General features: G+C 71.0%; 10 protein-coding genes. 3 read left to right on the plus strand and 7 right to left on the minus strand.

Translation table 11 applies throughout. From position 1 onward, the window contains the following. The first annotated feature begins 76 nt into the window (after positions 1–76). From ACZ68L_RS20770 to ACZ68L_RS20780, 3 genes are all read left to right on the plus strand, one after another. Positions 77–850, plus strand: coding sequence for an ABC transporter ATP-binding protein (locus ACZ68L_RS20770; RefSeq protein WP_469578954.1), 774 nt, complete (start codon positions 77–79; stop codon positions 848–850). After that, the gene (locus ACZ68L_RS20775) at positions 847–3693 is read left to right on the plus strand and encodes an FtsX-like permease family protein (RefSeq protein WP_469578956.1); all 2847 of its coding nucleotides are present in this window, start codon (positions 847–849) and stop codon (positions 3691–3693) included. The genes ACZ68L_RS20770 and ACZ68L_RS20775 overlap by 4 nt, the downstream gene beginning before the upstream one ends. Before the next feature lie 119 nt (positions 3694–3812). Further along, positions 3813–4361, plus strand: a complete 549-nt coding sequence (locus tag ACZ68L_RS20780; RefSeq protein ID WP_323183884.1) for a bacterial proteasome activator family protein — start codon at positions 3813–3815, stop codon at positions 4359–4361. A gap of 217 nt (positions 4362–4578) precedes the next feature. Here the strand turns inward: ACZ68L_RS20780 and ACZ68L_RS20785 are convergent, their stop codons facing one another. The 7 genes from ACZ68L_RS20785 to pdhA form a co-directional block, all read right to left on the minus strand. Further along, on the minus strand, positions 4579–5565 hold the full coding sequence (locus tag ACZ68L_RS20785; RefSeq protein ID WP_469578959.1) for an NAD(P)H-quinone oxidoreductase: 987 nt from the start codon (positions 5563–5565) through the stop codon (positions 4579–4581). Between the two features lie 192 nt (positions 5566–5757). Continuing rightward, a complete protein-coding gene (locus tag ACZ68L_RS20790; RefSeq protein WP_469578962.1) occupies positions 5758–6894 on the minus strand; it encodes a potassium channel family protein in 1137 nt (378 codons plus the stop codon). Beyond that, positions 6852–8357, minus strand: a complete 1506-nt coding sequence (locus ACZ68L_RS20795) for a molybdopterin molybdotransferase MoeA (protein WP_469578964.1) — start codon at positions 8355–8357, stop codon at positions 6852–6854. The genes ACZ68L_RS20790 and ACZ68L_RS20795 overlap by 43 nt, the downstream gene beginning before the upstream one ends. A gap of 647 nt (positions 8358–9004) precedes the next feature. After that, positions 9005–9853: an NTP transferase domain-containing protein gene (locus ACZ68L_RS20800; RefSeq protein WP_469578966.1), complete on the minus strand. Its 849-nt coding sequence runs from the start codon at positions 9851–9853 to the stop codon at positions 9005–9007. A 100-nt stretch (positions 9854–9953) separates the two neighbouring features. Continuing rightward, positions 9954–11558 (minus strand): dihydrolipoamide acetyltransferase family protein, encoded by a 1605-nt coding sequence (locus ACZ68L_RS20805; protein WP_469578969.1) that lies wholly within the window; start codon positions 11556–11558, stop codon positions 9954–9956. Beyond that, positions 11558–12589: an alpha-ketoacid dehydrogenase subunit beta gene (locus ACZ68L_RS20810; RefSeq protein ID WP_361447392.1), complete on the minus strand. Its 1032-nt coding sequence runs from the start codon at positions 12587–12589 to the stop codon at positions 11558–11560. Before ACZ68L_RS20810 ends, ACZ68L_RS20805 begins: the two co-directional genes overlap by 1 nt. Continuing rightward, on the minus strand, positions 12586–13749 hold the full coding sequence (gene pdhA, locus ACZ68L_RS20815; protein WP_469578974.1) for a pyruvate dehydrogenase (acetyl-transferring) E1 component subunit alpha: 1164 nt from the start codon (positions 13747–13749) through the stop codon (positions 12586–12588). The genes ACZ68L_RS20810 and pdhA overlap by 4 nt, the downstream gene beginning before the upstream one ends. Positions 13750–13927 lie beyond the last annotated feature (178 nt).

Here is a 13927-nt window from a genome sequence, read left to right on the forward strand (position 1 = left end):
GCCCCGTGCCGGCCACGGACCGCCTCGGCGACCCGATGTCGGCCCCACAAACCGTTCCAAGGGGGGAACCACCACCATGTCCTCGCGCGCCCCGTCCCGATCCGCCTCCGGCTCACCGCCGGCCGCGGACACACCGGTGCTCGAACTCCGAGCGCTCACCCGCACCCATGGCACCGGCATCGCCGAGGTGCACGCCCTGCGCGGCATCGATCTCTCCGTGCACGCCGGTGAACTGGTCGCCGTGATGGGCCCTTCCGGCTCCGGCAAGTCCACGCTGCTGACCATCGCGGGCGGTCTCGACACCGCGACCGGCGGCCAGGTCGTCATCGAGGGTCAGGACATCTCCGGTCTCGGCCGAAAGGGCGTCGCCGCCCTGCGCCGCCGCAGCATCGGCTATGTCTTCCAGGACTACAACCTGATCCCGGCGCTGACCGCCGCCGAGAACATCGCCCTGCCGCGCGAGCTCGACGGGGTCTCCGTGCGCAAGGCGCGCAAGGAGGCACGGGCGGCGCTGGAGGAAATGAAGCTCCTGGAGATCGCCGACCGGTTCCCGGACGAGATGTCCGGCGGCCAGCAGCAACGCGTCGCCATCGCCCGCGCGCTGGTGGGGGACCGGCGCCTCGTGCTCGCCGACGAACCGACCGGGGCGCTCGACTCGGAGACCGGCGAGGCCGTGCTCGCGCTGCTGCGCAAGCGCTGCGACCAGGGCGCGGCCGGCGTGATGGTGACGCACGAGCCGCGGTACGCGGCCTGGGCGGACCGGGTCATATTCCTCCGGGACGGATCGCTCGTCGACCAGACGCTGACCGCCGACGCCGACTCGTTGCTGGCCGCCGAGGGCGCCAAGTGAGCGTCTTCACGGGCTGGCGCGCCTCCCTCCGCATAGCCAGGCGCGACGCGATGCGCGCCAAGGGCCGCAGCGCGCTGGTGGTCGCGATGCTCGCGGTACCGGTACTCGGCGTCACGGCCCTCGATGTGACGTACCGCAGCGAGAAACCGTCCGTCGCCGAGACGCTGACCAGCGAAATGGGCTCCGCCGACGCGCTGTTCAGCGACAAGACGATGGGGCCCATCGAGCAACTCCCCGACGGGGCGGTGAGCCACATCTACATGGGCGTGGACGACGCACCGCCCGTGGAGAACGCCGACCCGATCGACATCAGGACGACCTTCCCCAAAGGTTCGCGGGCGATCAGCATCCAGTCCGTCCCCGCGAGTGTCACCACCCGGTACGGCATCACGAACACCGACATCGTCGAGATCCGGACGTCGGACGCGATGGCCCGCGGCAAGATCGACCTCGTGCGCGGCGCCTACCCGCACGGCAAGGGCGAGATGGCCGCCACACAGCCGTTCCTGAAGGCGACCGGGCTGCACGTCGGCTCGACCACCACCGTGCGCAACTCCGGCCGGACGTACACCATCACCGGCGTGGTCGAGCTGCCCAGCGAGCTGAAGACCGAGGCGCTCTACGCCGACCCCGGTGCGGTCATCGCTCCGTGGAAGGCCAAGGCCGACCACGACAAGAAGGTGCTTCCGCCGCACACCGAGTCCACGGACTGGCTGGTCAAAGGCCCGGCGGGAGTCGGCGTGACCTGGCCGCACGTCATGGAGGCCAACAAGTCGGGCGTGCTCGTCACGTCCCGGCAGGTCGCCCTCGACCCGCCGCCGGACTCCGAGGTCCCGCTGATGGCCAGGAACCCCGGCATCGCCGACGGGAGCTCCGAAAAGCTCGGCACGGCACTCGTCACCGTGATCGCCATGGCGGTCCTGGAGATTGTGCTGCTCGCCGGACCGGCCTTCGCGGTCGGTGCGCGCCGTTCCCGCCGTCAGCTCGGCCTCCTCGGCACCTGCGGCGGAGACCGACGCCATGTCAGGGCCGTCGTGCTCGGTGGCGGTCTGGTGCTCGGTGGCATCGGAGCGGTGACGGGTGTCGTGGTCGGCCTCGGGCTCACCGCGGCTTTCCAGCCCCTGATCGAGAACTGGGCCGGACACCGGTTCGGCTCTCTGACGATCGCGCCGCTGGAGTTGCTGGTCATCGCCGCGATCGGCCTGATCACCGGCTTGTTGGCGGCGTTCGCCCCGGCGATCGTGGCGAGTCGGCAGTCGGTACTGGAGTCGCTGACCGGCCGCCGGGGCGTCCGCCGCTCCTCACGGGTGCTGCCCGTCCTGGGCACCTCCGTGCTGGCGTTCGGTGCCGCGATCGCCCTCTACGGCGGCACCAGCGGGAACCCGACACTCGTCGCCGGGGGCTCGATGGTCGCCGAACTCGGGCTGCTCGGCTGCATCCCGGCGATCGTCGGCCTGCTCGGGCGGCTCGGCCGGAGGCTGCCTCTCACGCCCCGGATGGCGCTGCGCGACGCCGCCCGCAACCGCGGTCGCACCGCTCCCGCCGTCGCCGCGGTGATGGCGGCCGTCGCGGGTTCGGTGGGCATCGCCACATACATGGCCAGCAGTGCGGCCCAGGCCGAGTACAACTACGTTCCCTCGCTCACCCCGGGGACCATCGTCGTCTCGACCTCCAGTGCGGAGTCGGTCGAAGAGCTCCCGCGTGCGCGGGCGGCCGTGGAACGGAGCATGGCCGTCACCAGCGGACACACGGACTTCCGACAGGTTTGGGCAGGCAGCGACTGCTACGGCTACGAGGAGAACCAGTGCGGCTCGCTGGAACTGGTCAGGCCCGGCGGAAAGGCCCACACGTGCCCGCTCACCCGAGCCGGAGCCAAGGAACTCGCCGCGAGGCTCTCCGCCGACGAGCACAGGAAGCTGATGCGTTCCCCCGCCTGCCTCAGCGACCTGATGGCATCGGGAGTCTTCAGCAGGGGCGGGAGCGACATCGTCGTCGCGGACGCGGCCCTGCTCGACACGTACGTGAAGCTCCACGATCCCGCGGCCGCCAGGGCACTGGCCGCGGGTACACCGGTGCTGCTCAACCCGGTGTACGCGAAGAACGGCGAGGTCACCATCAAGTCGGTCCATCGGTACAGCGAGAAGGACAAGAAGAACCGGAAGCTGCACCCGGGCAAGGCGCGGACCACGCTGGACAAGCTCAAGGTGTACGTGGCCCCGGCGACGTACGCGTCCACCCCCGGAATCCGCCTGATCCTTCCGGAGGGGACGGCGGAGCGGCTCGGCCTGCACACCAGGGTGTCCGGGAGCGTGTATGCCGTCGCCCATGCTCCGACGGACGCCGAGCAGCAGCGGGTTCGTGGTGCCCTTGAGCAGGTCGGCGGCGGAATCTGGGTGCAGTCCGAATACGGCTCCGGCCAGCAGGACAACACCGTACTGCTGATCCTGACCCTGTTCGCCGGCGTGGTGACGCTCGGCGCGGCCGCGATCACGACGGGCCTCGCCAAGGCGGACGCGGAGGCCGATCTCAACACCCTCAGCGCGGTGGGCGCGCCCCCGGGCGTACGGCGGAAGCTGTCCGGCTTCCAGTGCGTGGTGGTGGCGCTCACAGGTGTGGTGCTCGGCACACTGGCCGGTCTGGTGCCCGCGGTGGCGCTGCGCTTCATCGACCTGCGGGAAGCACTGAAGTCGATGCGGCTCGATCCCACGCAGTCGGCGTACACGCCGATCGTGCTGCCCTGGTCGACCATCGGTCTGCTCGTCGTGTGCATTCCGCTGCTGGCCGGGGTGCTCGCGGCGGCGTTCACACGGTCGCGCCTGGTGCTGGCGCGGCGGGCCGGATGAGCGCGCGGGCGGTGCGGTGAATGGCCTGACCGGCTGATTTGGTGCCCCTGTAAACGGTGGATCAACCGTTTGCGGGGGCACCACCGTGTTGTACAGCAGGTGTGCGAGACAATGACGCCATGGAGATGCCGAGGAATGAACGGTCGCAGGAGCACCCCCAAGTCCTCGTGGTGGGGCAGGACGGCATGGCGATCGGCGGCGGTGGCACTGACGACGAATCGCGCGAGGTCCCGGTGACGGAGATGGTCGAACAGCCCGCGAAGGTCATGCGCATCGGCAGCATGATCAAGCAGCTCCTGGAGGAGGTCAGGGCGGCTCCTCTCGACGAGGCGAGCCGGGTCAGGCTCAAGGAGATCCACGCGAGCTCCGTGAAGGAGCTGGAGGACGGCCTCGCGCCTGAGCTGGTGGAGGAGTTGGAGCGGCTCTCCCTGCCGTTCACCGAGGAGTCCGTGCCCTCCGAGGCGGAACTCCGGATCGCACAGGCGCAGTTGGTGGGCTGGCTGGAGGGCCTCTTCCACGGCATCCAGACGGCGTTGTTCGCGCAGCAGATGGCGGCTCGGGCACAGCTGGAGCAGATGCGGCGCGCCCTTCCGCCGGGCAGTGGCCACGAGGACGAGGACGGCAGCGGGGACCAGCACGGGGCCATCCGGTCCGGCCCGTATCTCTAGTCCATACGCCAGTCCGTACGCCCCGATTGGCCCGTACACCCCGATCGCATAGCGACACCAAGGCCCGGCGCACATGGTCGACGACCTGTACGCCGGGCCTTTTGCCGCACGGTGCCTGAAGCACGGGCGGGGAGGCGGCGCGGGGTAGGTGGCGCCGGGAGACGGCGCGGGGCAGCGGGGAGGTGGCGTGGGAGGTGTAGCGCGGGAAGGCGGCGCGTCAGCCCGCAGGGGTCCGCAGAAGCACCTTTCCGATGTGCGCGCTGGACTCCAGCACCCGGTGAGCCTCGGCGGCATCGGCCATCGACAGCGTGCGATCCACGATCGGCCGGACCACGCCGTCGGCGATCAGCGGCCAGACGTGTTCGCGTACGGCGGCGACGATGGCGGCCTTCTCGACGAGCGGGCGACCGCGCAGCGAGGTCGCGGTGATGGCGGCCCGCTTGTTCAGCAGGGCGCTCAGATTCAGCTCGCCCTTGACGCCGCCCTGGAGGCCGATGACGGCCAGCCGGCCGTTGACGGCGAGTGCCTTCACGTTCCGGTCCAGGTACTTCGCGCCGACGATGTCGAGGATGACATCCGCACCGGTCCCGTCCGTCGCCTTGCGCAGCTCCTCGACGAAGTCCTGCTCCCGGTAGTCGATCAGGATGTCGGCGCCCAGCTCCGCGCAGCGCGCCAGCTTCTCCGGGCCACCGGCGGTCACCGCGACCCGTGCGCCCACGGCCTTGGCGAGCTGGATCGCCATGGTGCCGATGCCGCTGGACCCACCGTGCACCAACAGCGTCTCGCCGGGGCGAAGGTGGGCCACCATGAACACGTTCGACCAGACGGTGGCCGTCACCTCGGGCAGCGCGGCGGCCGAGTTCAGGTCGACACCGGCAGGTACGGGCAGCAACTGTCCGGCGGGTACGGCAACCTTCTCCGCGTATCCGCCGCCGGCAAGCAGCGCACACACCTCGTCGCCGACCGACCAGCCGGTGGCACCGGGCCCGATCGCCGAGACACGGCCCGCGCACTCCAGGCCCGGGTACGGGGACGCGCCGGGCGGCGGGTTGTAGAACCCCTGCCGCTGCAGCACATCGGCGCGGTTGACCGCGCTGGACACGACATCGACGAGGACCTCGCCCTCGCCGGCCACCGGATCGGGCACCTCGGCCCATACGAGCGCCTCGGGGCCACCGGGTTCGGGGATCGTGATCGCATACATGGCGGCGAGGCTACTCCGTGACACGGGCCGGACGACGGTGTGACAGCTGCGGGCCGGCGGTGGGCCGGGAGACCGGCGGTGGGCCGGGAGACCGGCGGTGGGCCGGGAGACCGCGGCGCCGGGAGGCCGTGAGCCCACTCCATGGAGCGAAGGGCCGCGTCGGCGGAGGCGAACCGCGCAGGATCGACGCCGCTACGGGAGCGGGCCCCCCACAACCGGGTTGCTCGGCGGTGGCTCGTTCGAGGCTCGCACGATGGTGATCAGACGGTCCGTCAACTGCAGTGGGCTGGCCGCCGGGTCGTCGTAGCCGATCAGTCGATGTCCCCGCAGCACGCTGACCACGAGATCGTCCGTCTCCCGGACGCTCTTGCCCACCTCGGCCTTTATCACCGGCCGTTCGACGAGATCGAGACCGCTGCCCTGCTGGATCAGGTCCTCCATCACCGTGCCCGCGCTGGGGCTGAGAACGGAGAGGCCGAGCAGTCGCCCCGCCGCGCTGGCGCTGGTGATCACGGCGTCGGCGCCGGACTGCCGCAGCAACGGTGCGTTCTCCTCCTCGCGCACCGCTGCGACGATCTTCGCGCCGCGGTTGAGCTGCCGCGCCGTCAGCGCCACCAGCACCGCGGTGTCATCGCGCTGAGTGGCGATGATGATCTGCCGTGCCTTCTGGAGTTCCGCCCGCAACAGCACCTCGCTGCGGGTCGCATCGCCGACCACTCCCACGAACCCCTCGGCGTTGGCGATCTCGACCACCTTGGTCGCCGGGTCGACGATGACGATCTGTTCCTTCTTCAGGCCGGTGGCGCGCAGGGTCTGGATGGCCGAACGTCCCTTCGTGCCGAAGCCGACGACGACGGTGTGGTCACGCAAGTTGGTTCTCCAACGCTTCAGCCGAAAGTCCTCGCGGGTCCGTTCCGTAAGGACCTCAAGAGTGGTGCCGACCAGGATGATCAGGAAGAGCACCCGCAGCGGTGTAATGAGCACCACATTGGTGAGCCGAGCGACGTCCCCGTACGGGGTGATATCGCCGTAGCCGGTGGTGGAGAGGGTGACGGTCGCGTAGTACACCGCGTCCAGCAGGTCGACATTGTCATCTGCGGCGTCGTGATATCCGCCACGGTCGAGCCAGACGATCAGCACGGTGACGGCAAGCACCATCAGTGCCATCGACAGTCGCTTGGCCACCTGACGCGCCGGTCCCTGGACGACCCTGCGCGGGAGCTGCACCCGCGTGGGCGCGACATACTCGTCGGCACGCCTGGCCATCGCATCGTGACCGGGAAGTTTCACGTGAAACACCCTTCCGTCCACGGCATCGCCGAGGCCCACGGTAGGTCGAGGATCTCCACCTCGGTGCCGGACCGTACCCCGCCAGGCGGTACGACGGCCAGCCCGTCCGCCGCGGCAACCCCCCGGAGCATCGCCGGACCGTTGTAGTGCAGCGGTACGACATGCTCGGCGCCGCTGTCGGTTCCCGTGCTGCCGAAGCCGCCGGCACCGGCACCCGCCCTGGCCGCTCGGTGGACGACGGGCACCAGACGGGTGTCGTGCGGGTGCCCGTGCACCTCGTCGCGCACGACGACCCGGTACGACGTCTCCGGCGCCCGGCCGGTCAGCCCACGGAGCAGCGGTTCGGCGAGCGTGAGGAGCCCGGACACGGCGGCCAGGGGGTTGCCGGGCAGCCCGACGAGATACGGGCCGGTGCCGGAGTCCTTCGTCTTGAGTCGGGCCAGCAGCATCGGATGGCCGGGGCGGACGGCAACCCCGTCGACCAGCAACTCGGCCCCGGTCTCGGCGAGGACCGGGTGGACGTGATCGACAGGTCCCGATGCCGTACCGCCGGTGGTGATGACCAGATCGGCGCCGGACGTGGTGAGAGCCCGCCGGAGGGCGTGTACGTCGTCACCGAGGCGCTGCGGCGCGGAGACCTCGGCGCCCAGCGCGCACAGCCAGGGGCCGATCATCGGGCCGAGCGCGTCACGGATCAGCCCGTCGTGCGGGAGGCCGCTGGTCAGCAGTTCGTCACCGAGGACGAGGACATCGACGCGAGGGCGCGGGACAGCTAGCAACTCGTCGTACCCGGCAGCGGCGGCCAGACCGAGGACAGCGGGTGTCACCAGGGTTCCGGCGGGCAGGAGTTGATCTCCGGAACGGCATTCCTGGCCACGCGGCCTGATGTCCTGCCCGGGGAGCACCTGGTGATTCGCGTGGAGCAGCCCCCTGGCTTCGTCCACGTGAACGTGTTCGCTGCGGATCACGGCGTTGGCGTCCGCCGGGATGCGCGCGCCGGTGGCGATCCGTACGGCATCCCCGTCGGGGAGCACGGCAGGGGCGCCGTGTCCGGCGAGGATGCCGAGACCCTGGCCGGGGCGCTGGCCGGTGGGGCGTGAGCCGGGGCGTGAGCCGGCACTCGCGTCCCGGGCTCTCTCCCTGTCCCGGGCCCCCTCTCTGTCCCCGGCTCCTTCCTTGTCCCTGGGTTCTTCGAACGCGCGGATGGTCCACGGCCCCGGCCCGGTGACGACCCAGCCGTCCATGGCGGAGGTGTCGAAGGACGGCAGATCGGTGAGTGCCACGAGCGGCTCGGCAAGTACGTGTCCGACTGCCTGGTCGAGGGGGATCCGCCGGGCGCGGACGGGAACGTCGCGGCCCGACCGTGCGGCCAGCGCGCGGGCCGTTTCCCAGGACGTCGCCCGCCTGTGCCGTTCACGTCCGCGGGGCCGGTCGGTGCTCTGGTTCGGGGGCGGGACCGCGGCTGCGCTCGCACCCTCCTCCGCGGGCCGGGGCGGGTTCATGGAATGCGGCCGCCCCGGTGCGCGGGATCGATCCGGGGAACACGGCTGCTCCGACGACCGGGAGTCCGCGCAGTCGGGCTCATCCGCGGGCTGAGGCCGGCCGGTGGGGTGGGGCTGATTCACGGAGTGAGTTCGCTCCGTGGCGCAGGACTCGCCCGGCGACCGGCGCCCGACCAGAGCGAGCGCCTGTTCGACGGCCCGGTCCTCCTCGACGGCCCGCAGTTCCTCCGGGGTCGGTCCCCGATCCACCGAGAGAGAGCGGTCGCCTCCCGAGGGCGAGCTGACCACCGAAGACGTGCCGGTGCTCGAAGACGTACCTGCGGCCAAAGACGTACCTGCGGCCAAAAGCCGGTCGCCCTCCGACGACACCCCACCCGCGGAAGACGAACCGTCCGGCAAGGAGGTGGCGCCCGCCGAAGAGGGAGCGGCCTGCAAGGACGACCCGCCCGTCGAGAATGGATCAGCCGCCGAAGAGCCATCGCCGGGCTCCAACCCGTGATCGGCTGAAGCCGGACGGTCACGGGCAGAGGACCCGACACCCGCCAAGGAACCGGCGTCCATCGCGGGACCGGCGCCCGCCGAGGGGCCTGTGCCCATCGACGCGACGCCGGCGCCAGGAGGCGGGTCGGACCTGCTGTCGGGGGCCGTCATTGCGTCTCGTTCTCATCCGCCCACCGAAGGGCGAGTGCGGCAGCCTTGCGGGCGGCCTCGGCAACCGCCGCCGGGCCGTCGCCGTCGCTGCCCGCCTTCGCCGCCGCGTAACCGACCAGGAAGGTCGTCAGGGGCGCGGCGGGCCGGGCGACGCCGTGAGCGGCGTCACGGGCCAGATCGAGCAGGACGTCGGTGTCGACGTCGAGTTCGATGCCCAGTTCGTTCTTGACTGCGGTGATCCATTCATCCAGCACGGTCCCATGCTCTCTGATGCGGGCACGGGCCGACGCGACGTCCTCCCAGGTGTCGCAGTCGAAGGAGGCGAGAGGACCGGCCTCCACCCGGGCGAGGTCGAGCTCATTCGTCAGCAACCGCAGAGGGAGCCCGGACAGACTGCCGTGCTCGGCGGCGAGCAGGGCGAGCTCGCGGCGCAGCGGTTCGGCACGGTAGACGGCGACGAGAGGCTGATCGCGACCGCCCTGATCGGTGCACAGGGCCCCGTCGCGCCGCCCTTCACCGGCGGCGGCCAACAGAGCTCCGACAGTGCCCTTCCCCAGGAACGGCAGATCGGCCGAGAGAACGAGGACCCGCTCCGCAGTGGTACGCCGGACCCCGGCATCGAGCGCGGCCAATGGACCGCCGCCCTGCGGTTCTTCGCGCGTCCAGGTCACTGTGCGCACGGTAGGCCGCCGCCCACCCACCACCACGGTGGCCGAGGCATCGGCGCAGGCCGCGAGCACCCGGTCGAGCAGCGCACGGCCACCGACCCGGATCCCCGGCTTGTCGGCGCCGCCGAGCCGCTTGGCAGCCCCTCCGGCCAGAACGATGGCGTCATACGCGGTCATGCATCCGAGTATGCGGGCCGCGGCCTCCCGTCGATCCTCCCCCCTCCGTAATCCGGCGGATCGACGAGTGGAGAGAACGAGAGCCCGCGGCCGACTTCGCCTACAACGTGCGCAGCAGCACCGCCGGTTGCTCCACGCAGTCGGCCACGTAGCGCAGGAAGCCACCCGCCGTCCCACCGTCGCAGACCCGATGGTCGAAGGTCAGCGAGAGCTGGACGACCTGGCGTACGGCCAACTCACCCCCGTGCACCCACGGCTTGGGCACGATCCGGCCGACACCCAGCATGGCCGCCTCCGGGTGGTTGATGATCGGGGTCGAACCGTCGACCCCGAACACCCCGTAGTTGTTCAGGGTGAACGTGCCGCCGGTCAGCTCCGCTGGGGTCAGCCTGCCGTTCCGGGCCGCCTCGGTGAGCCGGGTGATCTCGGCCCCGATCGAGTCGACGTTCCCGGCGTGCGCATCCCGGACGACGGGAACGACCAGGCCCCTCCCGGTCTGGGCCGCGAACCCGAGATGGACCTCGGGCAGCCGCACGATCTCCCGCGCCTCCGTGTCCACCGTGGAGTTGAGCTCGGGGAAGCGGGCCAGCGCGGCAACACAGATACGCGCCAGCAGGGCGAGCACCGACACCTTGGGTCCGGCGGCCGGACCACCGGCCCTGTTCATCGCGGATCGGGCGGCCATCAGCTCGGTGGCATCGGCGTCGACCCAGCACGTGGCATCGGGAATCTCCCGCCGGCTGCGCGCCAACTTGTCGGCTACCGCGCCGCGTACACCACGCAATGGAATCCGTTCCAGGGCCGGCCTCGCCGCCTCCCGCGCCACCGGGGGCCGCCCCGGGAGCCGCAACGATGGTTCCGAAACCGACCCCGGCTCCGGCTCCGGCACCGGGACTGAGACCGACACCGTGGTCGCCGGAGGGGCCGCCTTCTGTTCGGCCTTTGCCCTGATCGCGGATTCGACATCGGCCCGCAGGATGAGCCCGTCGGGCCCGGACCCCGCCAGTTGCCGCAGTTCGAGGTCGTGCTGCCGCGCCAGCTTCCGTACCAGCGGGGAGACGACGGCCACCGGCCCCCGCACCGAGTCCGGCACGGATGCGGAACCCGCGGCCGCAGCCGTCGCGGGTGGGGCAGCAGGCGCCCCCATCGCCTCGGGACGAACCCGCCGACGGCGCGCCAACGGTGCGCCTGTCCCGTACCCGACCAGCACATTCCCGGACGACTCTGCCCCACTGTCCCGGGCGCCTGATCCGGAGCCCGAGTCGAAACCGGATCCGGAATCGGCGCCGGAACCCGCCGTGTGGCGTGAGCCCCTAGAACCGGCCATGGAACCGGAACCCGCCGTGGAGCGTGAGCCCGAACCCAGGCCGGGGCTCGCACCCGTGCCCGCACCTGGCCCCGTGCCCGCGCCCGCCGATCCCCCAGACCCCAAGGCCTCCTCAGACTCCAAGGCTCCCTCGGTCCCCACGGCCACCGTCAGCAGCGGCGCCCCGACCGGAAGCTCCACGCCCTCCTCGCCGAACCGTGCGGTCACCACGCCCCCGTACGGGCACGGCACCTCCACCATCGCCTTGGCCGTCTCCACCTCGACGACCGGCTGGTCGATGGCGACGACATCGCCGACCTCCACCAGCCAGCGCACGATCTCCGCCTCGGTCAGCCCCTCGCCGAGGTCCGGCAGCTTGAATTCGAGTACCTGAGGCATCAGCTCTCCGCCTCCCACTGCAAGCGGGCAACCGCGTCGAGCACCCGATCCACGCCGGGCAGATGGTGCCGCTCCTGCATCGGCGGCGGATACGGAATATCGAACCCGGTGACCCGTAGCACCGGCGCCTCCAGATGGTGGAAGCAACGCTCGGTGACCCGGGCCGCGATCTCTCCGCCCGGACCGCCGAAGCCGGAGGACTCATGGACGACCACCGCGCGCCCCGTACGCCGCACGGAAGCGGCGACGGTCTCGTCGTCGAACGGCACCAGTGAGCGCAGATCGACGACTTCGAGATCCCAGCCCTCCTCGACGGCCGCTTCCGCCGCCTCCATGCAGACCGGCAGCGACGGCCCGTACGTGATCAGCGTCGCGCTGCGCCCGGTTCGACGGACGACGGCACGCCCGATCGGTTCCACCGCCACCGGCGCCTCGGGCGACCAGTCGGCCTTCGACCAGTAGAGCCGTTTCGGCTCCAGGAAGACCACCGGGTCGTCGGAGGCGATCGAGGCCCTCAGCAGCCCGTACGCGTCCTCGACGGTGGCGGGCGTGACGACCTGGAGGCCGGGCGTCGCCATGTAGTACGCCTCCGAGGAGTCGCTGTGGTGCTCGACCCCGCCGATCCCTCCGCCGTACGGCACCCGCACCGTGATCGGCAACGGCATGGCACCGGCCGTCCGGTTCCGCATCTTGGCCACATGGCTCATGAGCTGCTCGAACGCCGGATAGGCGAAGGCGTCGAACTGCATCTCCACCACGGGCCGCAGCCCGTACATCGCCATGCCGACAGCCGTGCCGAGAATGCCCGCCTCGGCCAGCGGGGTGTCCGTGCAACGGTCCTCGCCGAATTCCTTCGCCAGGCCGTCGGTGATCCGGAAGACGCCACCGAGGGTGCCGACGTCCTCACCGAGGACGTGCACCGTCGGATCCTCGGCCATCGAGTCGCGCAGCGCTCGCCCGAGCGCCTGCGCCATGGTGGCGGGTTTGGCCTTCGCCGTACGCTCTCCGGCCGGCGCCGCTGCGGTGGTCATCGCCCTTCCTCCACGTCGTTGTGGCCGTGCTGGTCCTGCTCGGCCTCCAGCTCCACACGCAACCGCGCTGCCTGCTCCCGGAGTTGCGTGGTCTGTTCCGCGTAGACATGGGCGAAGAGATCCATCGGGTCGAGCACCGGATCGGCGTTCATCCGCTCGCGCAGAGCCGCCGCCATCCGCTCCGCGGCCGCGCGCGCCTCCTCGATCCCGTCGTCGCCGAGCAGCCCCCGCTCGGTCAGCTCCCGCTCCAGGAGCTGGATCGGATCGTGCGCCCGCCATGTCTCCACTTCGCTCTCGACGCGGTAACGAGTCGCGTCGTCGGCGTTCGTATGGGCGTCCATGCGGTACGTCACCGCCTCGACGAGCGTCGGACCGCCCCCGCTCCGAGCCCGCGCGACCGCCTCGCCGAGGACCTGGTGCACGGCGGCCGCGTCATTGCCGTCCACCAGCCGGCCCGGCATCCCGTATCCCACGGCTTTGTGCGCGAGGGACGGCGCGGCGGTCTGCTTCGCCAGTGGAACGGAGATCGCGAAGCCGTTGTTCTGTACGAGGAAGACGACCGGGGCCCGCCAGACGGCCGCGAAATTCAGCGCCTCGTGGAAATCCCCCTCGCTGGTCCCGCCGTCACCGACCATGGCCAGCGCCACCACGTCGTCGCCCTTCAGACGCGCAGCGTGTGCCAGGCCCACGGCGTGCGGCAACTGGGTGGCGAGGGGCGTGCACAGTGGTGCGATGCGGTGCTCGCGCGGGTCGTAACCGGTGTGCCGGTCACCGCGCAACAGGGTCAGTGCCTCGACCGGGTCCAGGCCGCGCGCCACGGCCGCCAGCGTGTCGCGATAGCTGGGAAAGAGCCAGTCCCGCTCCTCCAGCACCAGGGCGGCCGCTATCTCGCAGGCCTCCTGCCCCGTGCTCGACGGGTAGACGGCGAGTCGGCCCTGCTTGGTGAGAGCGGTCGCCTGCGCGTTGTACCGCCGGCCTCGGACCAGCTCCGCGTAGAGCCGCAGCAGCAGTTCGGGGTCGACATCGGCCGCGGCGTCCGTACCGAGCACGCGGTACGGCTCGGGGTCCGGGAGCAGCGGCGCGGGATCCGTGAGCGGCTTCCAGGCCGGGGGCGGCGTGGGCCGGTAAGCAGCCGCGCCGGGCAGCTCTTGGACCGTCATGACAAGCACCTCCTGGCATCGAGGGTTTCGAGCGGCGTCTGGCGACATCGAGGGTCGTCCGATGTCGAGGGTGTCGAAATACATCGAAATGTCGAGCACTGTCCGAGACACGGTTGTGGTGTGCCTCACCTACCGATTGTTCGGTCGCGAGCGCATTTTGGCTACAGGCGCCCTCAGC

It is taken from the genome of Streptomyces sp. NPDC104309 (genome assembly GCF_055584025.1).

Coding starts and splice junctions, on each gene's coding strand:
- ACZ68L_RS20800 (WP_469578966.1), bottom strand. CDS start 9,853: ATGACCGCGTATGACGCCATCGTTCTGGCCGGAGGGGCTGCCAAGCGG.
- ACZ68L_RS20770 (WP_469578954.1), top strand. CDS start 77: ATGTCCTCGCGCGCCCCGTCCCGATCCGCCTCCGGCTCACCGCCGGCC.
- ACZ68L_RS20795 (WP_469578964.1), bottom strand. CDS start 8,357: ATGAACCCGCCCCGGCCCGCGGAGGAGGGTGCGAGCGCAGCCGCGGTC.
- ACZ68L_RS20780 (WP_323183884.1), top strand. CDS start 3,813: ATGGAGATGCCGAGGAATGAACGGTCGCAGGAGCACCCCCAAGTCCTC.
- ACZ68L_RS20810 (WP_361447392.1), bottom strand. CDS start 12,589: ATGACCACCGCAGCGGCGCCGGCCGGAGAGCGTACGGCGAAGGCCAAA.
- ACZ68L_RS20785 (WP_469578959.1), bottom strand. CDS start 5,565: ATGTATGCGATCACGATCCCCGAACCCGGTGGCCCCGAGGCGCTCGTA.
- ACZ68L_RS20805 (WP_469578969.1), bottom strand. CDS start 11,558: ATGCCTCAGGTACTCGAATTCAAGCTGCCGGACCTCGGCGAGGGGCTG.
- pdhA (WP_469578974.1), bottom strand. CDS start 13,749: ATGACGGTCCAAGAGCTGCCCGGCGCGGCTGCTTACCGGCCCACGCCG.